General features: G+C 44.5%; 17 protein-coding genes. 10 read left to right on the top strand and 7 right to left on the bottom strand.

The genetic code is table 11. The annotated features are described in order from the left end of the window. Nucleotides 1-9 precede the first annotated feature (9 nt). From mmsB to AC2CZC_RS13865, 6 genes are all read right to left on the bottom strand, one after another. The gene (gene mmsB / locus AC2CZC_RS13890; RefSeq protein WP_484582229.1) at nt 10-900 is read right to left on the bottom strand and encodes a 3-hydroxyisobutyrate dehydrogenase; all 891 of its coding nucleotides are present in this window, start codon (nt 898-900) and stop codon (nt 10-12) included. A 10-nt stretch (nt 901-910) separates the two neighbouring features. Beyond that, nucleotides 911-2050 carry an enoyl-CoA hydratase/isomerase family protein gene (locus AC2CZC_RS13885; protein WP_484582228.1) on the bottom strand — a complete coding sequence of 380 codons (1140 nt, stop codon included), beginning with the start codon at nt 2048-2050 and terminating at the stop codon, nt 911-913. Beyond that, entirely contained in the window at nt 2050-2826 is a 777-nt protein-coding gene (locus AC2CZC_RS13880; protein ID WP_484582227.1) for an enoyl-CoA hydratase, read from the bottom strand. Before AC2CZC_RS13880 ends, AC2CZC_RS13885 begins: the two co-directional genes overlap by 1 nt. 11 nt (nt 2827-2837) lie before the next feature. Then, a complete protein-coding gene (locus tag AC2CZC_RS13875) occupies nt 2838-3995 on the bottom strand; it encodes an acyl-CoA dehydrogenase family protein (RefSeq protein ID WP_063367640.1) in 1158 nt (385 codons plus the stop codon). Nucleotides 3996-4123: 128 nt separating this feature from the next. Then, a complete protein-coding gene (locus tag AC2CZC_RS13870) occupies nt 4124-5614 on the bottom strand; it encodes a CoA-acylating methylmalonate-semialdehyde dehydrogenase (RefSeq protein WP_039607936.1) in 1491 nt (496 codons plus the stop codon). Between the two features lie 74 nt (nt 5615-5688). Next, on the bottom strand, nt 5689-6867 hold the full coding sequence (locus AC2CZC_RS13865; protein ID WP_063362432.1) for a thiolase family protein: 1179 nt from the start codon (nt 6865-6867) through the stop codon (nt 5689-5691). A gap of 356 nt (nt 6868-7223) precedes the next feature. Between AC2CZC_RS13865 and AC2CZC_RS13860 the strand changes: the two genes are divergently transcribed. The 10 genes from AC2CZC_RS13860 to AC2CZC_RS13815 all read left to right on the top strand — a co-directional run bounded on the left by AC2CZC_RS13860 (nt 7224) and on the right by AC2CZC_RS13815 (nt 19144). Further along, nucleotides 7224-7619, top strand: a complete 396-nt coding sequence (locus AC2CZC_RS13860) for a MerR family transcriptional regulator (RefSeq protein ID WP_023400459.1) — start codon at nt 7224-7226, stop codon at nt 7617-7619. Nucleotides 7620-7715: 96 nt separating this feature from the next. Next, nucleotides 7716-8891 carry an isovaleryl-CoA dehydrogenase gene (locus AC2CZC_RS13855; protein ID WP_039607934.1) on the top strand — a complete coding sequence of 392 codons (1176 nt, stop codon included), beginning with the start codon at nt 7716-7718 and terminating at the stop codon, nt 8889-8891. Between the two features lie 11 nt (nt 8892-8902). Continuing rightward, the gene (locus AC2CZC_RS13850; protein ID WP_484582226.1) at nt 8903-10510 is read left to right on the top strand and encodes a carboxyl transferase domain-containing protein; all 1608 of its coding nucleotides are present in this window, start codon (nt 8903-8905) and stop codon (nt 10508-10510) included. A 9-nt stretch (nt 10511-10519) separates the two neighbouring features. Further along, nucleotides 10520-11302 carry an enoyl-CoA hydratase/isomerase family protein gene (locus AC2CZC_RS13845; RefSeq protein WP_484582225.1) on the top strand — a complete coding sequence of 261 codons (783 nt, stop codon included), beginning with the start codon at nt 10520-10522 and terminating at the stop codon, nt 11300-11302. 10 nt (nt 11303-11312) lie between these two features. Continuing rightward, entirely contained in the window at nt 11313-13265 is a 1953-nt protein-coding gene (locus AC2CZC_RS13840) for an acetyl/propionyl/methylcrotonyl-CoA carboxylase subunit alpha (protein WP_484582224.1), read from the top strand. Continuing rightward, nucleotides 13258-14166 (top strand): hydroxymethylglutaryl-CoA lyase, encoded by a 909-nt coding sequence (locus AC2CZC_RS13835; RefSeq protein ID WP_484582223.1) that lies wholly within the window; start codon nt 13258-13260, stop codon nt 14164-14166. The genes AC2CZC_RS13840 and AC2CZC_RS13835 overlap by 8 nt, the downstream gene beginning before the upstream one ends. Before the next feature lie 34 nt (nt 14167-14200). After that, a complete protein-coding gene (locus AC2CZC_RS13830; RefSeq protein WP_039607929.1) occupies nt 14201-14899 on the top strand; it encodes a CoA transferase subunit A in 699 nt (232 codons plus the stop codon). Nucleotides 14900-14909: 10 nt separating this feature from the next. Next, a complete protein-coding gene (locus AC2CZC_RS13825) occupies nt 14910-15569 on the top strand; it encodes a 3-oxoacid CoA-transferase subunit B (protein ID WP_484582222.1) in 660 nt (219 codons plus the stop codon). A 321-nt stretch (nt 15570-15890) separates the two neighbouring features. Continuing rightward, on the top strand, nt 15891-16739 hold the full coding sequence (gene htpX / locus AC2CZC_RS13820; protein WP_063362437.1) for a protease HtpX: 849 nt from the start codon (nt 15891-15893) through the stop codon (nt 16737-16739). Nucleotides 16740-17152: 413 nt separating this feature from the next. Further along, a complete protein-coding gene (locus tag AC2CZC_RS13815; RefSeq protein ID WP_484582221.1) occupies nt 17153-19144 on the top strand; it encodes a methyl-accepting chemotaxis protein in 1992 nt (663 codons plus the stop codon). Between the two features lie 24 nt (nt 19145-19168). Here the strand turns inward: AC2CZC_RS13815 and arsJ are convergent, their stop codons facing one another. Further along, nucleotides 19169-20377 carry an organoarsenical effux MFS transporter ArsJ gene (gene arsJ, locus AC2CZC_RS13810; protein ID WP_484582220.1) on the bottom strand — a complete coding sequence of 403 codons (1209 nt, stop codon included), beginning with the start codon at nt 20375-20377 and terminating at the stop codon, nt 19169-19171. Between the last annotated feature and the right edge of the window lie 3 nt (nt 20378-20380).

The following is a 20380-nucleotide window of genomic DNA, read 5'->3' as shown; positions in this document are numbered from 1 at the left end:
CTTTACGTTTTAAGACTTTTCAGAGAAAAGTTTAAATATCGCACTAAAATCTTCCGACCCTTTGCCTTGATTTTGCATCAGGTTATACAGATTTTTCGCCAGTGCGCCCATTGGGGTGGCTGAATTTGTCTGCTGAGCGGCCTGCATTGCAAGTCCTAAGTCTTTTGCCATCAAATCCACCATGAAACCCGGTTTGTACTCATTTGAAGAAGGCACATTGTCCAGTACATTCGGGCATGGGTTATACACTTCAAGTGTCCAATTGCGCCCAGAGCTATTGAGCATGATTTCACTCAATACTTTGGGATCTAAGCCGTGATCTACACCCATTTGGAGTGCTTCGCTGGTCCCTGCCATTAAAATTGACAGCAGCATATTATTACAAATTTTTGCGACCTGACCGGCACCTATGTCCCCAGCGTGATAGATATTTTTACCCATATCTTTCAACACTGTGTGCGCTTTGGCAAATTCTTCGTCGCGTCCACCAACAATGAAAGTCAACGTCCCAGCAGCGGCTCCTGCCACACCCCCAGACACTGGTGCATCAACAAAAGATACGCCCGCATTTGCCAGTGTTTTACCAACAAACTGAGCAGACTCTGCATCTATTGTCGAACAGTCAATAACCAGTGCCGACTTACTAAGGTAGTTGATTAATCCATCTTCGCCAGTATAAATTGAGCGAACATGTTTGCCCGCAGGCAGCATGCTGATCACAAAGTCTGCACCTGAGCAAGTATCAGATACTTTCTTAGCGGCACTAGCACCTTGCTCAACTAATTGATTTACCACTTCTTCATTTAAATCAAATACTGTGACATCGTGACCTGCTTTAACTAAGTTTGCGGCCATTGGGCCACCCATATTACCTAGGCCAATAAATCCAACTTTTGCCATTTTTATTTCCTTACATACTTGCTAATGGGTGGTTTTCATCATCCCACTTTGGTACAAAAAAGCCGTCAACCACCTTGCTATCAACCTCAGCAATTGATTTAAAGCGCCAATTTGGCTTGCCGTCTTTATCAATTAACAGTGCACGCACACCTTCTTGAAATTCACCGACCTCACCACAGTGAACGGACATACCAAGCTCTTGTGAAAAACACGCTTTTAACGATTGACCAGCAAGGCGTTTAAGTTGCTCACTGACCAGCACAGCACTTAAAGGTGAACCATGTTTTAAACCCGCTTGCGCTTTACTGAGCCATTTATTATCGCTGCTATCCATTGACAATATATGGTCAACCTGTGCGGCTAAATCAGCATGCTCCACTAACTTCTTAATGTCTTTTGCAAGTGGCTTGATTGCACTGTTTGGCAATGAATGTGCGCCCTCTTCTATCGATAATAGAAGCTGCGTCAACTTGTCATGGTTGAGCACATTGGTTTTGCCCCAGTTCACTTCACTTAGGTTATGAAGCAAAATATCAAAGTGATCCGCATTAATGAAATGATCAGCCAGTCCGACAAACTTTGCATCATTGGCATTCACAGAGGCGCCTGTTAAACCTAAAAATAGGCCAACACCTTCTGGCATTTTGTTGAGGAAATAAGACCCACCTACATCAGGATATAAACCTATGGTAATTTCAGGCATCGCAATACGAGATGTCTCAGTAACCACACGGTGACTCGCCCCTGCCATTAAGCCGAGGCCGCCACCCATAATGATACCGTTACCCCATAAAAGGATAGGCTTGTCATAATTATGGATTTGATAATCTAGGCGGTACTCTTCGCTAAAGAAGGTTTCCAAGTAATTATTGTCGTCGTCAGCAGCCATCGCTTTGTATAGGCTTACAACGTCACCACCTGCACAAAATGCCTTTTCGCCAGCGCCTTTAAGCACGACCATGGCAATGCTGTCATCTGCCGACCACTCGCTTAACTGCGGCGCAAGTAAACGGATCATATCTAAGTTAAGCGCATTCAACGCTTTTGGCGCATTTAAGGTCGCAACTGCGACCTTCATATCGTTATTACAGTGCGCCAATTGGAACACGACTGGCGCGTCTTCTTGGTTTAGTAACTGTAATTCAACCATTAGCCATTCACCCAATTTGCTTTGCGTTTCTCTAAGAATGCGTTTACGCCTTCTTTTTGATCTTGTGTATCAAATAATGTCACGAACAATTCGCGCTCAAGCGGCAATGCACTGTCAATCGTACCTGTACGACCTTTTTGAATAAGTGACTTACATGCTGTAACCGCAACAGGGCTTTGATCTTCTACTTTTGCAGCAAGTGCCAGCGCAGCTTCTAAAGCTTGACCCTGCTCTACCACTTCTTCAACTAAGCCAATCTTCTCTGCTTTGTCAGCTTTGAGGCGCTCACCGCATAAAATCATACGCTTCGCCCAACCTTCACCAACCAGCCAAGATAGGTTTTGTGTGCCACCAGCACAAGGAAGCAGGCCAACCTTTGCTTCAGGTAGTGCCATTTGAGCTTGAGCTTCAGCAATACGAATATCACACGCCAACGCCACCTCTAAACCGCCGCCCATAGCAAAGCCATTGATGGCCGCAATTGATACGCCACGGAAGCTGCTCAGTGTTTCGAATGCTTCACCAAAGACACGCGACATATCGGCAGCAACGCCTTTGTCACCATCTGCGAATACATTTAAATCAGCACCCGCTGAGAAGAACTTCTCACCTTCGCCGGTAATGACCAACGAGTAGATTTCTTTATCCGCGTTTAATTCGTTTACCAGCTCTTTTAAGCCAACCAGCGTGTCACGTGTCCACGTGTTTGCAGGTGGATTAGACATAGTAACAATTGCAATGTGACCACGTTTTTCAAGTTTTAATTGTGCAGACATTTATTTGCTCCTTATAAAACGCTCGCAGCGCCTTCGGCTAAAATTCGACGGGCAATGATCACACGCATGATCTCGTTTGTGCCCTCTAAGATTTGGTGAACGCGCACATCACGTAAATGGCGCTCAAGTGGGTATTCTTTGATATAACCATAACCACCGTGGATCTGTAGTGCATCATCACACACCTTTGTGCCGACATCTGTCGCAAAACGTTTTGCCATCGCACAGTAAGTGGTTTTCTCCGGGTCATTGCTATCTAGTTTAAACGCTGCCAAGCGAACCATTTGGCGCGCAGCAACTAGCTCAGTGTTCATGTCAGCAATTTTAAATTGCAGTGCTTGGAATGCAGCCAAAGGTTTACCAAACTGCTGACGCTCCTGCATATACTCTTTTGCTGTATTCAGTGCTTGCTGCGCAGTACCAATAGAGCATGTGGCAATATTAATACGACCACCATCTAGACCCTGCATCGCAAATTTAAAGCCTTCGCCTTCTTTACCCATTAGGTTAGCTGCTGGAATTCTGACATCTTCAAAGGTAATTAAACGTGTTGGCTGTGCATTCCAGCCCATTTTCTCTTCCGCTTTACCATAAATCACGCCAGCCGCATCCGCTGGGACAACAAATGCAGAGATCCCTTTAGGGCCTTCTTCGCCAGTACGTGCCATAACAACTAATACGTCTGTTTCACCTGCACCAGAGATAAACATTTTTGAGCCATTTAAGACATATTCATCACCTTCAAGCACCGCTTTGGTTTTAAGTGACGCCGCATCAGAGCCTGAGCCAGGTTCAGTTAAGCAGTAAGACGCTAATAGTTCACCCATCACCAGTTGGTCCATATATTGGCTCTTTATCGCATCGGTACCAAAACTGGCGATCATCCAAGTTGCCATGTTATGGATAGTCAACATCGCTGTCGTCGCGGTACAGCCCATAGACAGCTGCTCAAAGATAATGCTTGAATCTAGGCGAGATAGACCTAGGCCACCCGCTTCTTCTGGTGTGTATAAACCGCAAAAACCCAACTCACCCGCTTGTTTAATTACATCTTTAGGGAAAATATGCTCCTGATCCCAACGCGCAGCATTTGGCGCAAGTTCAGTCATAGCGAATTGGTAAGCAGTTTCGGCGAATGCCTGTTGATCTTCATTCAGATTAAAGTCCATAAAAGACCTCTCTTGTTGTCGTATCAAGCGATTTTCATCACTTGTTTTTATTCTTGTTGCACCTGATCTGCGTCAGGCGGTACTACTAAAAGCCCAGCATAGGTACTGGGCTTTGGAAATATATTGGATTAACGTAAGTTAATACTCATATTAGGGCCGGTTACCGCTTCATCAGCAAACCAGCGAGATGTGATAGTCTTCGTCTCTGTGTAGAAACGAACACCTTGTTTACCATACGTGTGCACATCACCGTAGAAAGAGTTTTTCCACCCCGTGAATGAGAAGAAAGGAAGTGGCACAGGAATAGGAATATTAATACCAACCTGACCTACTTGAATTTCTTGTTGGAATTTACGAGCAGCAGCGCCGCTTGCTGTGAATAACGATACACCGTTACCATACGGGCTGTTATTAACCAGCGTGATTGCTTCTTCAAGCGTATCAACAAACACACAATTTAATACTGGACCAAAGATCTCTTCTTTGTAAATGTCCATGTCTGTTGTCACATTGGTAAATAGTGTTGGGCCTACCCAGTTACCGTTTTCATAACCTTCCACGGTAAAGTTAGAGCCATCAAGTAAACAAGTTGCCCCTTGCTCTTTGCCCGATTCAATCAAAGACAGAATGCGCGCTTTTGCTGCTGCTGACGTTTGTGGACCGTACGCAGCTTCAGGATCATTCCAAACTCCTGGGCGCACTTTTTCAAGGCCCGCTTTTAAGTCATCAACCCACTCTTGTGATTTGCCGACAAATACAGCAACTGAAATACCCATACAACGCTGGCCAGCAGCACCCACTGATGCACCAACTAGGTTATTAATTGTTTGCTCTTTGCTCGCATCAGGCATGATTACCATGTGGTTCTTAGCACCTACACAAGCTTGGACGCGTTTAAGGTTTTCCGTACCTTTACTATAAATGTATTGACCAACACCACACGAACCAACAAATGAGACCGCGCGGATCTCTGGAGCTTCTAAAATCTGGTCAACTTGATCTTTGCCACCGTGCACAACCTGTAACACCCCTTTTGGCGCACCGGCTTCTTCGAATAGTTCTACTAGGCGCATTGGTGTTAGTGGATCTTGCTCTGATGGTTTTAGTACAAATGTATTTCCGCATACAATCGCCATTGGGAACATCCAAAGTGGGATCATTGCAGGAAAGTTAAATGGCGTGATACCCGCACATACACCAAGCGGTTGAATGTATGAATATGTATCAATGTTGCGTGCTACATTTTCAACGGTTTCACCCATCATCATAGCTGGCGCATTAGCTGCTTGCTCAACTACTTCAATACCGCGCCAAACATCGCCCTTGGCATCTTCGAATGTTTTACCAAGCTCATGACAAATGATGGTTGCGATTTCTTCTTGGTGCTCTTTTAATAATGCAGCATAGCGCATCATGATACGTGCACGCTCAGGTACAGGGACATTCTTCCAAGTTTGGAACGCCTCTTGTGCTGAATTAATAGCTGCTTGTACTTCTTGTGACGTAGCGCAAGGTACCTGTGCAAGGACTTCTTGATTTGCTGGATTAACAACGTCTAACCATTTGTCAGACTGCGACTGTGTGAATTCACCGTTGATGTATAGTGGTACCTGGTGCATTTTGCACTCCTCCCCAAAAAAACTGAAAGTAGCGCCGCGTTAGAAATTAGTATAAGTGCGGCGCTTTGACGATTTTAAACTTCTACTGCTAATGCAACCGCCTCACCACCACCGATACACAGTGATGCGATGCCTTTTGATAGACCACGATTGCGAAGTGCATGGATAAGTGTCACCAAAATACGCGCACCACTTGCGCCAATTGGGTGACCTAGCGCACATGCACCGCCATTGACGTTAACTTTTGCACTATCAAGTTGCATTTCATTGATAGCAAGCATAGTTACCATGGCAAATGCTTCATTGATTTCCCAAAGGTCTACGTCTTCTTTTGACCAACCCGCTTTATCAAGCAATGAGTTCATCGCACCGACAGGCGCAATTGTAAACTCAGCTGGCGCTTGAGAATGTGTAGCGTGTGCCACAATTTTACATAGTGGTGTTAAGCCATGTGCCTTTGCTTCTGACTCACTCATCAAAATAAGCGCCGCTGCACCATCTGAAATAGATGACGAATTAGCTGCTGTGATGGTGCCGTCTTTTTTGAAAGCAGGACGTAGTGAAGGAATTTTATCTGGACGTGCGTTACCTGGCTGCTCGTCTGTTGTTACTTCAATGTCGCCTTTGCGAGTAGAAATAACATGCGGGATAACCTCATTGTCGAAGTTGCCGCTTTCAATTGCTGCGTTTGCTTTACTTAATGAATTAAGTGCAAACTCATCCATATTTTCGCGAGTAATGCCATATTGATCTGCAGTATCTTGAGCAAAACAGCCCATTGCTTTTTTATCATATGCATCTTCAAGACCATCAGCCATCATGTGATCGATAACTTGATTGTGGCCCATGCGCATACCACCACGCGCATTTGGCATGAAATATGGTGCATTTGTCATGCTTTCCATACCACCTGCAATCGCAGTTTTGATACTACCTGATTTAATTAAATCATGAGCGAACATGGCTGCTTTAAGACCTGAGCCACATACTTTATTGATAGTTGTTGCACCAGTTGAACGTGCTAGACCGGCATGCAAAACAGCTTGGCGCGCTGGCGCTTGGCCAAGGCCCGCAGGCAGTACACATCCCATAATAACTTCATCGATGCTGGCATCCGATAAACCAGTATCATTCATGACAGCTTTAATTGCAGTTGCACCTAAATCTGTTGCAGCTGCACCAGATAGGCTTCCCATAAAACCACCCATAGGGGTACGTTTGGCTGCTACGATGACTACGGCTTCGTTACTCATTTAAAACTCCTGTTAACAAGCAAATTGCTTGCTTTTAGTAATCTCTTACGTCGAGCATACCTAAAATTTACGTTTACGCCAACGTAAATCTAAAAACAAGCGCTTTGCGATTTTCAAAAATGTAAAGTTTACTTGCACAGCTGTCTTGCCAAGTTGGCATTTTACTGCGCATTCCCTTGCTATATCCCATGTTTAAGAGCAAATTAACAAAGCATATAGTGCCTTATGCGAGCTAAAAGTAGTTCAAGATCCAGATTTTGCATATGCGACTAAAGCATGATGCAAAAACGACACTTTACCTTTACGTAAACTTCACTTATATTGGTCTAATCAGTTTCGAAGTAAGTGTGTAAATAATGCAAGACACCAATAAAGAACCAACCTACTCAATAAGCGAACTCGCTAAGGAATTTGACATTACCACACGAAGTATTCGTTTTTATGAAGATCAAGGATTACTTTCGCCAGAACGTAATGGTCAGACCCGAATTTATTCAAAACGAGACAAAGTGCGCCTCAAACTTATTCTGCGCGGTAAGCGACTTGGTTTTACGCTTGCCGAAACTGGTAGATTGTTTGAGCTTTATGATGCAGACAAATCCAGCGAAAAACAGCTCCATACTATGCTGCAATTAATAGAAGAAAAAAAAGCAGATCTCAGTCAGCAAATGGATGACATAAAAGTCGTCCTCATGGAGCTAGTGACAGCAGAAAGACGCTGTCTCGATACATTAAAAGAATTACAAGACTAATCAGTACACAGTATTTGTTCGCTGAGGCATTAACCATAATCAACCTCAGCCACCCGCTAGGGTATAACACAAATTCTCACACAGGATGACAACAAGATGAGCACAGTATCACTATATAAAGAACTCAATTTTGGACTTGGTGAAACCGCAGATATGATCCGTGATCATGTCAATAACTTTGCCACCAGCGAAATCGCACCATTGGCAGAAAAAACCGACCAAGAAAATAACTTTCCAAATGAGCTATGGCCAAAGTTTGGCGAAATGGGCTTACTCGGCATCACTGTGCCAGAGGAATTTGGCGGTGCGAATATGGGCTATTTAGAGCACGTAATCGCGATGGAAGAAATTAGCCGTGCAAGCGCGTCTATTGGTTTAAGCTACGGTGCACACTCTAATCTGTGTGTAAACCAAATCAACCGCAACGGTAACCAAGCACAGAAAGAAAAGTATTTACCTAAGCTAATCAGCGGCGAGCACATCGGCGCATTGGCAATGAGTGAGCCTAACTCAGGTTCTGATGTGGTTTCAATGAAACTCAAAGCCGAGAAAAAAGGCGATAAATACGTCCTGAACGGCAACAAAATGTGGATCACCAATGGTCCTGATGCCGATGTATTTGTTATATACGCCAAAACTGAATTAGATGCAGGCCCTCGCGGTATTACCGCTTTTATCGTTGAGCGTAACTCTCCTGGTTTTTCTACTGCGCAAAAACTCGATAAGTTAGGTATGCGTGGTTCAAACACCTGTGAGCTTGTATTTGAAGACTGTGAAGTGCCTGAAGAAAATATTCTAGGTACGTTAAACGAGGGCGTTAAAGTCCTCATGAGCGGACTTGATTATGAGCGCGTTGTATTAGCAGGTGGCCCACTGGGTATCATGCAAGCATGTATGGATGTGGTTGTGCCGTATATTCATGAGCGTCAACAGTTCAATCAATCAATTGGCGAATTCCAATTGGTACAAGGCAAAATCGCAGATATGTATACGCAAATGAATGCGGCGCGTTCGTACGTATATACCGTAGCAAAAGCCTGTGACCGTGGTGAAACCACCCGTAAAGATGCCGCTGGCGCAATTTTATATGCCGCTGAACTTGCCACCAAACTTGCTCTAGACGCGATTCAGCTACTTGGCGGTAATGGTTACATCAATGAATACTCAACTGGTCGACTTTTACGTGATGCCAAACTCTATGAAATTGGCGCAGGTACGTCTGAGATACGTCGTATGCTGATCGGTCGTGAGTTATTCAATGAAAGCCGTTAAGGAGACGTGGCATGACGGTATTAAATACATCAGTTAATACGCATGACCAACAATTTAAAGACAACCATGACGCTATGGCGTCATTGGTTGCTGATTTAAATGATAAGGTCGCAAATTTAAGTCAGGGCGGTGGCGAAGCCCTCATTGCCCGCCATCAAAGTCGCGGTAAATTGTTTGTGCGCGATAGGATTGATACGCTACTTGACGAAGGCTCCCCCTTTTTAGAAATCTCTCAATTTGCCGCGTTTGGCGTATACGAACAAGATATTCCATGTGCTGGTGTTGTCGCTGGGATCGGGCGCGTTAAGGGCGTCGAATGTATGATTGTTGGCAACGACGCGACTGTAAAAGGCGGTACTTATTTCCCTTTAACAGTTAAAAAACATTTAAGAGCGCAAGAAATCGCAGAGCGCTGCCACTTACCATGTATTTATTTAGTCGACTCTGGTGGCGCTAACTTACCTGAACAAGATGAAGTATTCCCAGATAAACTGCATTTTGGTCGCATCTTCTATAATCAGGCCCGTATGTCAGCCAAAGGCATTCCACAAATTGCCGTAGTCATGGGTTTATGTACCGCAGGTGGTGCCTATGTACCCGCCATGGCTGATGAAAGTATCATTGTTAAAGAGCAAGGTACGATTTTCTTAGCAGGTCCGCCTTTGGTAAAAGCCGCAACAGGCGAAGAAGTCAGTGCTGAGGATTTAGGTGGTGCAGATGTCCACTGTAAAGTGTCTGGTGTGGCCGATCACTATGCAGAAAATGACGAACACGCCCTCTCAATTGCACGCCAATGTATTGAACGACTAAACCATCAGCGCCCTACCCAACCTATTCTAAAAGACATCAAGCCACCAAGATATGATATTAGAGAGATCTACGGCATTGTCGGTACCGATCTTAAAAAACCATTTGATGTCAGAGAAGTGATTGCGCGCATCGTGGATGACTCTCAGTTTGACGAGTTTAAGCGCTACTTTGGCGAAACGCTTGTCACCGGCTTTGCCGAAATATTTGGCCGCCCAGTGGGGATCGTCGCAAATAACGGCATCTTGTTTTCAGAGTCGGCGCAAAAAGGCGCACACTTTATCCAGCTGTGTGCACAACGTGATATTCCTCTGTTGTTTTTACAAAATATCACTGGATTTATGGTTGGCCAAAAATACGAAGCCGAAGGCATCGCCAAACATGGTGCCAAAATGGTTACCGCTGTGTCTTGTGCAGACGTACCTAAATTTACAGTGCTTATTGGTGGCTCATATGGCGCTGGTAACTACGGCATGTGTGGTCGCGCATACGAACCCACCATGATGTGGATGTGGCCAAATGCACGAATATCCGTCATGGGCGGTGAACAGGCAGCTGGCGTACTCATACAAGTCCGCCAAGATGGCTTAGCGCGTAAAGGTCTAAGCATGAGTGACGATGAAGTTGCTGAGTTCAAAAAGCCGATTGTTGAGCAGTATGAGAAACAAGGTCATCCATACTACGCCAGTGCAAGACTGTGGGATGATGGCATCATCGACCCAGCAGATACACGCAACGTATTAGGTCTGGCGTTAGAAGCTGCGGCGAACGCGCCGCGTCAAGAATCTAAGTTTGGTATTTTCAGAATGTAGGGGGCGTACATGTCTGTCACTTTAAATATTACAAAGAGCAAAGTGGCGATTTTAGAATTAAGTCGCCCTGAAAAACATAATGCATTTAATGCTGAAATTATCGCAGAGCTAATCAAAACCATTGATTATGCCAATGAGCTAGACATTCGCGCTTTGGTTTTAAAAACCAATGGTAAGCACTTTTCAGCCGGCGCTGACTTAGCTTGGATGAAGTCAATGGCGGATAACAATTATGAAGAAAACGTCGCTGACTCTCTAGAGCTGGCAAAGCTGATGCAAGTGCTGGCTTCCTCTCCTCACCCAACTCTATGTCTGGTACAAGGTGCCGCTTTTGGTGGCGCTCTTGGCCTTATCGCTTGTTGCGATATCGCGGTTGCCTCGCCCAATGCAAAGTTTTGCTTAAGCGAAGTCAAGCTAGGCCTTATCCCAGCGGTTATTAGTCCATATGTGATTAAAGCGATTGGCGAAAGGCAGGCGAGACGTTACTTTTTAACAGCTGAAGTCTTTCAAGCTGAGAAAGCCCTCGAGCTTGGGCTTATTCACCAGATCAGTGACAATTTAGAACAAAGCGAAGAGTACTTCATTGAGCAGCTTTTAAATAACGGCCCTACTGCCGTCAAAAGTGCAAAGTCGCTGATTGATGAGGTCGCTGGTAAAGCCATCGATGAGCAACTGATCACACACACCGCAAAACGCATCGCTGAAATTCGAGTGAGTGAAGAAGGACAAGAAGGTTTGAGTGCCTTTTTTGATAAACGCGCGCCTAATTGGCAACCGACGGCAAGCGAATAAGGAGAATAGCATGTTAAAGAAAATCTTAATCGCTAACCGAGGTGAAATCGCCTGTCGAGTCATGCGCACCGCAAAACGCTTAGGCATGAGTACAGTCGCGGTTTATTCAGAAGCGGATGCTGATGCACTGCATGTTAAACAAGCTGATGAAGCCTATTTCATAGGTCCTGCACCTAGCAAAGACTCATACCTTGTCAGTGAACGTATTTTAGAGGTTGCCAAGCAAAGTGGCGCGGATTGCATTCACCCAGGCTACGGCTTTTTGTCAGAAAATGATGCGTTTGCGAATGCCTGTGAAGAAAACAATATTGTTTTCATTGGCCCACTTGCCAGCTCAATCGAAGCCATGGGGTCAAAAACCCGCGCAAAAGAAATCATGGCACAAGCCAATGTGCCATTGGTACCAGGCTACTACGGCCAGCAGCAAGACACCGAGTTTTTAACCTCAGAAGCTGAAAAGGTTGGCTACCCAGTCCTTATCAAAGCCGCTTTTGGCGGCGGTGGTAAAGGTATGCGAGTTGTCAGAAGTGCTGATGAGTTTTTAAGTGCATTAGAAGGCGCTAAGCGCGAAGCTTTGGCAAGCTTTGGTAACGACCTAGTGTTACTAGAGCGTTTTGTCGATAAACCGCGCCACGTAGAAGTACAGGTGTTTGCTGATAACCATGGCAATTGCGTTTACTTGGGCGACAGAGATTGCTCACTGCAGCGTCGCCATCAAAAAGTCATTGAAGAAGCACCAGCACCCGACTTAAGTGATGCGCTACGCAAAGAAATGGGTGAAGCGGCCGTTCGCTGTGCACAAGCCATTAATTATCGAGGTGCTGGTACGGTTGAGTTTTTACTGTGCGGTGACGAGTTCTTCTTTATGGAAATGAATACGCGCCTGCAAGTAGAGCACCCAGTAACTGAAATGGTAACTGGACAAGACCTGGTTGAATGGCAAATTCGTGTGGCAAATAATGAGCACCTGCCACTTTCACAAGCGCACATCACATTGCAAGGCCACAGCTTCGAAGCGCGTATTTATGCTGAAGACCCTGAAGAAAACTTCATGCCCTACTCGGGTAATTTAGCCCATTTGAGCTTCCCTAAAGCACAGCGCGGTGTGCGAATAGACACAGGCGTGCAACAAGGTGATGAGATCAGTCCGTTCTATGACCCAATGATCGCCAAATTAATTGTACACGGTCACGACAGACGCACGGCTTTACTTAAGCTCAGATCTGCGCTGAATGAAGTGCACCTAGCCGGTGTGAAAAGCAACATTGCATTTTTACACCATTTAGCTGAACACCCAACCTTTATGGCTGGTGCACCTGATACGCACTTTATTGATACGCAAACAGATGAGCTAACAGCATCTAAAGCCCCCAGTGATACTTTAGTGTGCTTGGCAAGCATTGCGTATCTTGCTCACAAACAAGCGCCAAAACTTAACACTCCGTGGCAGCAAGTGGGCTTTAGACTCAATCAAGCTCGTAAGCTCACCGTACCATTCACCGAGCACTTTGTCGTTGCACAGGCGCAAGGTCATCATTGGCAAGTTCACTACCAAGACTTTGAACACCGCGTAGAAGCCAAGCTTGAAGGTCATCAACTGATTGCAAATGTTGATGGCAAACGCATGATTGCCGATGTACTCATTGATGAGTCAGCCATCACGGTAATGTACGGCCCTTATCAGCACACCTTCGAGCTCAAAACTAAGCACTACGTGAGCGAGCAAGAACATCAAGAAGCACCTTTGGCTGCGCCGCTCAATGGCACCGTAGTGAAACACTTACAAACAGTGGGAGCAACAGTCAGTAAAGGTGACCCTATTGTCGTTATTGAAGCGATGAAGATGGAATATACCCTCAACGCACCATTTGATGGCACACTGACAAGCTACTGCTTTGATGAAGGTGAACTCGTAAGCCATGGTGCTATGCTGGCCATTGTTGAGGAAGAAGCAAATGGCTAACTACCCTACTCAAGTCAAAATTGTCGAAGTGGGTGCCCGCGATGGCTTGCAAAACGAGGCCTCGGTCAGTACGCAAAGCAAAATAATGCTGTTAAATGCACTGGCAGACGCGGGATTAACGCACCTTGAAGCGGGCGCTTTTGTCTCCCCTAAATGGGTGCCGCAAATGGCTGATTCGGCGCAAGTGATACAAGGTATTACACGCAAAGAAGGCGTAGAAATAAGTGCCCTTACACCGAATCTAAAAGGGGCTGAATTAGCCCTTGAAAACCAAGTTGACGAATTTGCTATCTTCACTGCTGCCAGTGAAGCGTTTACGCAAAAAAACATCAATTGCAGCATTGAAGAAAGTATTGAACGCTTTCGCCCTGTGGTTGAGCTTGCACAAAAAAACAACATCAAAGTAAGAGGTTATGTCAGTTGTATTGCAGGCTGCCCCTACCAGGGAAAAGTGGAACCAGAGCAGGTTCTCGCAGTATGTAAACAATTGTTGGCACTCGGCTGTTATGAGATAAGCCTCGGCGATACCATAGGTGTGGGCACGGCAAATCAAATAGAGTCACTGCTAAGCTTGCTACTCGAACACATACCAGCACAAAGGCTTGCAGTGCATTTCCATGATACATATGGCCAAGCGCTTGCAAACATTCACAAGGCGCTAGAAATGGGCATTGCAACCATAGATAGTGCGGTTGCAGGTCTTGGCGGCTGCCCTTATGCCAAAGGGGCGTCAGGAAATGTTGCCACTGAGGATGTGATTTACTTACTGCAAGGGCTTGGCATTAGTACCGAAATTGATTTAGAAAGGCTAGCAAAAGCAGGCTGGCAAATTTGCGATGCGCTTAACAAAGCGCCTGTAAGTAAGGTTTCTTTGGCATTAAAAAATACGTGCCAGTCTTAACAACAAGACAATATTGACAACGAGGAGTGGGCTAATGGCCGGTTTCGATAAAGTAGTTTCTAGCTACGAAGAAGCAATGGAGGGTCTCAAAGATGGAGATACCGTTATTGCCGGTGGTTTTGGACTGTGTGGTATTCCAGAAGGTTTAATCGCTGAAATCAAACGTAAGCAGACAAAAGAGCTGACTGTGGTATCTAATAACTGCGGTGTTGATGATTTTGGTCTTGGTATTTTGTTACACGACCGTCAAATCAAAAAAATCATCGCATCCTATGTTGGTGAAAATGCCCTATTTGAGCAGCAACTACTTGACGGCATTATTGATGTAGAGCTTACCCCACAAGGCACGCTAGCAGAAAAAATGCGTGCTGGCGGTGCAGGTATTCCAGGTTTTTACACCGCAACTGGATATGGTACACCTGTTGCAGAAGGCAAAGAGGTTAAAGAGTTTAACGGTCGCCCTTATATTCTTGAGGAGTCTATTACCGGTGAATTTGCCATTGTTAAAGCTTGGAAAGCTGACCGCTATGGCAACTTGGTGTTCCGTCATACCGCGATGAACTTCAACCCGATGGCCGCAACAGCTGGCAAAATTACAGTTGTTGAGGTAGAAGAAATTGTTGAGCCTGGCGAATTAGAGCCAAGCGAAATTCATACCCCAGGTATTTATGTTAACCGCGTTATCAAGGGTAACTTTGAAAAACGCATCGAACGTGTTACTACGCGCAAGTAAGGAGATCACCATGGCTTTAAATCGTGAACAAATTGCAATGCGCGTAGCGCAAGAGCTTCAAGATGGTTACTACGTAAACCTAGGTATTGGTATTCCAACACTTGTTGCGAACTACGTACCTGACAATATGGAAGTGATGCTACAGTCTGAAAATGGCTTACTGGGTATGGGTCCGTACCCAGATACTGACCAAGTTGACGCAGATATGATCAATGCGGGTAAAGAAACCGTGACAGCAGCCACAGGAGCGGCTATTTTTAATAGCGCAGAAAGCTTTGCCATGATACGTGGTGGTCATGTAGACTTAACGGTATTAGGTGCATTTGAAGTGGATCAGAGCGGCAATATTGCTTCTTGGATGATCCCGAAAAAGTTAATCAAAGGCATGGGTGGTGCGATGGATCTCGTCGCTGGCGCACAAAATATTGTTGTGACCATGACCCATGCTAGTAAACACGGCGATTCTAAATTACTTGAGTCATGTACACTGCCACTGACTGGGGTAAATTGTGTGAAAAAGATTGTAACCGATCTCGCTGTGTTAGAAGTAAAAGACGGCGCATTTCATTTGCTTGAGCGCGCGCCAGGTGTTAGTGTTGATGAAATTATCAGCAAGACTGCAGGTAAATTAATCGTCGAAGGCGATATTCCTGAAATGCAGTTTGCGTAAAACGTATATTACGTGGTCAACATAGAAGATTAAAAACTAACACAATTGTACCGACCTCATTCCCAGTGCCAAAGGCGCTGAGTTACCCAAAACCCCTCGCAAGAGGGGTTTTTTTTATCCTCTTGGCTTAGTTTACCTACCCTTATTGCAAAGCAAAGGCGATTTACAGGCTTTTTCACCCGACAACATCTTGTAACACTTCAGCGCCATACTCGCTATTGAGAAAATCAATTTGTCCTCCATATTGATAGAAAGCAATGAACACTTTTTGCGTAGCAAGAGTAAAAACAAGTAAGTAAATTCAATTTTAATGAGGTGACTATGAAGCGCGTGTTACTTTTTCTAGCGACAAACTTAGCCATCATGGTTGTGTTGTCCATTATTTTATCCATTCTAGGGGTTTCCTCTAGAAGTTATGCTGGCATGCTCACCATTGCAGCCGTATTTGGTTTTGGTGGTGCATTTATTTCGTTATATATCTCTAAGTGGATGGCCAAAAAGTCAACGGGTGCTTATGTGATCGACCAGCCTCGTAATGAGACCGAGCATTGGTTAGTCAGCACCGTAGCAGCGCAAGCGCAAAAAGCGGGTATCAAAATGCCAGAGGTTGCCATTTATGACAGTCCAGAGATCAATGCCTTTGCTACAGGCCCCAGTAAAAACGATTCTCTCGTTGCAGTCAGTAGCGGTTTACTTGCTGGCATGAGCCAAAGTGAAGCAGAAGCCGTGCTCGCACATGAGGTATCCCATGTTGCTAATGGCGATATGGTCACACTGACGCTTATTCAGGGTGTCGTAAATACATTCGTCATTTTTATCTCAAAAGTACTGGCCAATATTGTCGACGGCTTCTTAAATGGTGATGAAGAAGGTGAAGGATTTAGTTGGACCTACATGATCTTTGACCTTATTTTCCAAATTCTCTTTGGCTTCTTAGCATCTATGATCGTTGCTTACTTTAGCCGTAAGCGAGAATATGCTGCCGACAAAGGGGCTGCTGATTTAGTCGGTGCACACAAAATGAAAGCTGCACTTGAACGTCTACGTAGCAATCAAGAATCAAAGTTAGAAGGTTCAATGATGGCATTTGGTATCGCATCAGGTAAAAGCGTGGTCGATCTGTTTGCCTCACACCCACCACTTGAGCAAAGAATTGCCGCACTATCTTAGGATATTGATGTAAACACAATGTGTATTTTATAACCATAGGCCCTAACGGGCCTTTTTAAGGACGATTTACAAATAATTAAATTTAGGAATTAAATTCAATTTTTACGTAATAAATAGTTATAAAAAATTATATCTTTATATGGCAAAGATATATAATTACTTTCCTTAATATTCTCTATAAAACAATACTTAAGTTCTTTTACCTTCGAATAAACCAGTAAATAGGTCGTTTATTTTATGACCAAAAGACAGGAAAAGTTACTTTTTGGTTATTTATTAACCCACATTTAACTCAAATCTTAATCTAAACCATACTTTTTGCGTGTATCTATACTGGGCCCATTTGTTTAAAATATGTAACCCATTTTATTGACATAATAGCAATATTCTACGTTCGCAAGGTAAAAAGAAGTATGCTGATCAAAACTCGATTACTCATTTCATTTATGCTCATTGGTCTATTACCAGCAGGTATACTGGCGATGGTCTCGTTGTGGACCGCCTCCACAGCACTTGAACAACAGGCATACAATCAGCTTACTTCCATCAAACAAATAAAACACAAGCAAATTGATGATTACCTTAATGCAAGAAAAGGTGACTTATCAGTCATCGCAAAAAAATGGCAGCTCCTCGTTGAGCAAAACCCTACCCTGTCAAACACAGAGCTGGCTCATAACTATCACAGCCTTTTTGACACCTTCATCAATGAGAAAGGGTTTTACGACTTTTTCGTAATAGAACGCGATGGCTTAATTAGCTATACAGTTGCTAAAGAGTCTGATTACAACACGAACCTGGTTACTGGCCCGTTCAATAACTCAGGGCTTGCTACTTTGTTTACTCAAGTCATTTCAGCAAGAAAGTTTATCTTAGCCGACTACAGTGCGTATGCACCGAGCAATAATGACCCAGCTGCCTTCATTGGTATTCCAGTCATAATTGATGGTCAAGTCAACTCGGTACTTGCACTACAACTTTCAATCGATGCCATAAACGCCATTATGCAACAGCGTGATGGCATGGGAGAAACCGGTGAGTCATACCTTGTTGGTAATGATTTCCGCATGCGTTCAGATTCATTTTTAGATCCAATTAATCATACCGTCATTGCTAGTTTTGCAGGTTCAGTTGAAGCAAATGGTGTCGATACCGTTGCTGTTCGCCGAGGCTTACAAGGGATCTCTGATACAGAAATTATTATCGATTATAATGGCAACCCTGTTTTATCCGCTTACCTTCCTTATACATTCGCTGGATTAAAATGGGTACTTTTGGCTGAAATAGACAAAGCCGAAGCTTTCGCGCCAGTTTATAAACTCTACTGGATTATTGCCCTTATCTTTTTATTAACTGTTTTATCAGTCGCTGGAGCAACGGTATTGATCGCCCGCTCGGTATTAAAGCCGCTTGGTGGTGAACCAATTGAAATGCGTAAGATCAGTGAGCGGATCGCTGCAGGTGACCTAAGAGAGCAGTTCGGCCGTGATGAGAACGCAATTGGTGTATATGGCGCGATGAGGCAGATGAACACCTATTTAACTAGCGTGATAGGCACCATAGTTGAAACCACAGCTCAGCTGGCTTCTACAGCCACACAGACAAGTGCAGCCAGTGAACAAGCAAACGCCAGCTTACAAGAGCAGCATGCCAATATTGAGCAAGTCGCCGAAGCAATTCAGCAGACTTCTCACTCTATCGATGAAGTGGCAACCAATGCGCGTAATGTTGCAGATTTAAGCTTGGACGCAGAGAAAACATCATTATCGGCGAATCAAACACTCAGAGATACCGTTGTACAGATGGAAGCGCTCAGTACCGCTGTTGAGAACTCAGAAACGGCCATTAAAGAAGTTGAATACAATACGCAAAATATCAGCCGTGTTATCGAAGTGATCCAAGCTGTGACTGAGCAGACTAACTTGCTCGCACTCAACGCAGCCATTGAAGCAGCACGAGCAGGAGAACATGGACGTGGATTTGCCGTAGTTGCTGACGAAGTCAGACAGCTTGCACAAAAAACTCAAGCGTCTACTGCCGACATTGAAAATATGATTGCCAATCTTCAGTCTACATCACAAACCGCGGTATCTGAGATGCATGCATCCGCTGAAGCGACTAAACAGACGATCACAGCAGCCAATGACAGCGCCTCTTTACTTGAGCAAAGTGTACATCAAATCAATCAGATAGCACTGAGTGCGCAAACCATAGCTCAGGCGGCTCAAGAGCAGTCTGCAACGACGGAAGAGATTTCATATAATGTTGAGTCGATTAGACAAGCGGCTATTGATAACGCAGCAGGTGCAGATCAAGTTACCAGCGCGAGCCTTGAACTAGATAAGCAATCTAAAACTCTGAAACAAGTTACATCAGCCTTTAAACTGCCTCAGCAATTACACTAGTCCTTAGTGAAATTCAGCAAGCGCTTAACCGCGTTTGCTGAGTCCATATGTAAACCCACCTGCCAATATAAGCATTGCACTTGAAATCATCAAACAGGCTTCAAGGCCATAAAACTGATAAACAAGACCAGATAAGACCGTACCTAACAATCTGCCCATTGCATTCGCCATGTAATAAAAGCCAACATCCATCGATACGCCATCACTGTCAGCGATTTTGACGATTAAGAAACTATGCAACGATGAGTTAACGGCAAATACAGCGCCAAATATCAATAAACCAGCGATAATCACTATCTTAGGCTGCCAGTTTAACCACAAACCCAAAGCCAGCAAAGCTGGTATAATTGACAGTAAGGCCACCCACTTGAATGCTTGTTGGTAATTGCCACCTTGCTTTGCTGTGATTTTTGGCGCGTTCGCTTGGACTATGCCATAAGCAATCACCCAAGACGCCATAAAGCCGCCAACCCACCAATGATCCCAACCAAATGTTGAGGCCAAAAAGACAGGTAAAGCCACTACAAACCACACATCGCGTGAAGCAAACAAAAATAAACGCGCCGCCGCCAATAGATTTAACTGGCGACTTTTAGAAAATAGTTCATTGAACTTGGGTTTGTTCTTTTTCTTACCTAAGTCTTGCTTCAATAACACTAAGCTTGATAGCCAAGTGAGTGTCAGCATTGCAGCCATAAACCATAAAGCGCCTTGAAAGCCCAGTAAAGTCAGCAGTAAGCCACCAAGGAAAAAACCGACCCCTTTTAAGGCGTTTTTTGAACCCGTAAGCAGTGCTACCCACTTATACAAAGTACTATCTTGATCTTTCGGAACCAGTAATTTAATGGCGCTTTTTGCACTCATTTTATTGAGATCTTTGGCAATACCAGACAAAGCCTGCGCGACCATGACATAGGCAATTGTCAGTAATTGCTCATCTAATGCCAACATAGACACAGCCACAATCTGCAAGAATAGGCCTATATTCATGGTTTTATTCAAGCCAAGACGTGCGCCTAACCAGCCCCCCAATAAATTGGTAACCACGCCAAAGATTTCATAAAACAAAAATAACGAGGCAATCGCCAATGGGCTGTATCCAAGTTGATGAAAATACAGCACCACCAACATACGCAGCGCACCATCTGTCAAGGTGAATGACCAATAGTTACCAGTGATAACAAGGTACTGCTTAATTTCTGGTGATAGCCTTGCCATAAGTGACTGCGTCATGAT

The sequence above is a fragment of the Pseudoalteromonas sp. MMG033 genome (assembly GCF_057197785.1).
Note: the sequence above shows the minus strand (reverse complement) of the source record. Positions and strands in the feature narration are given on the sequence as shown.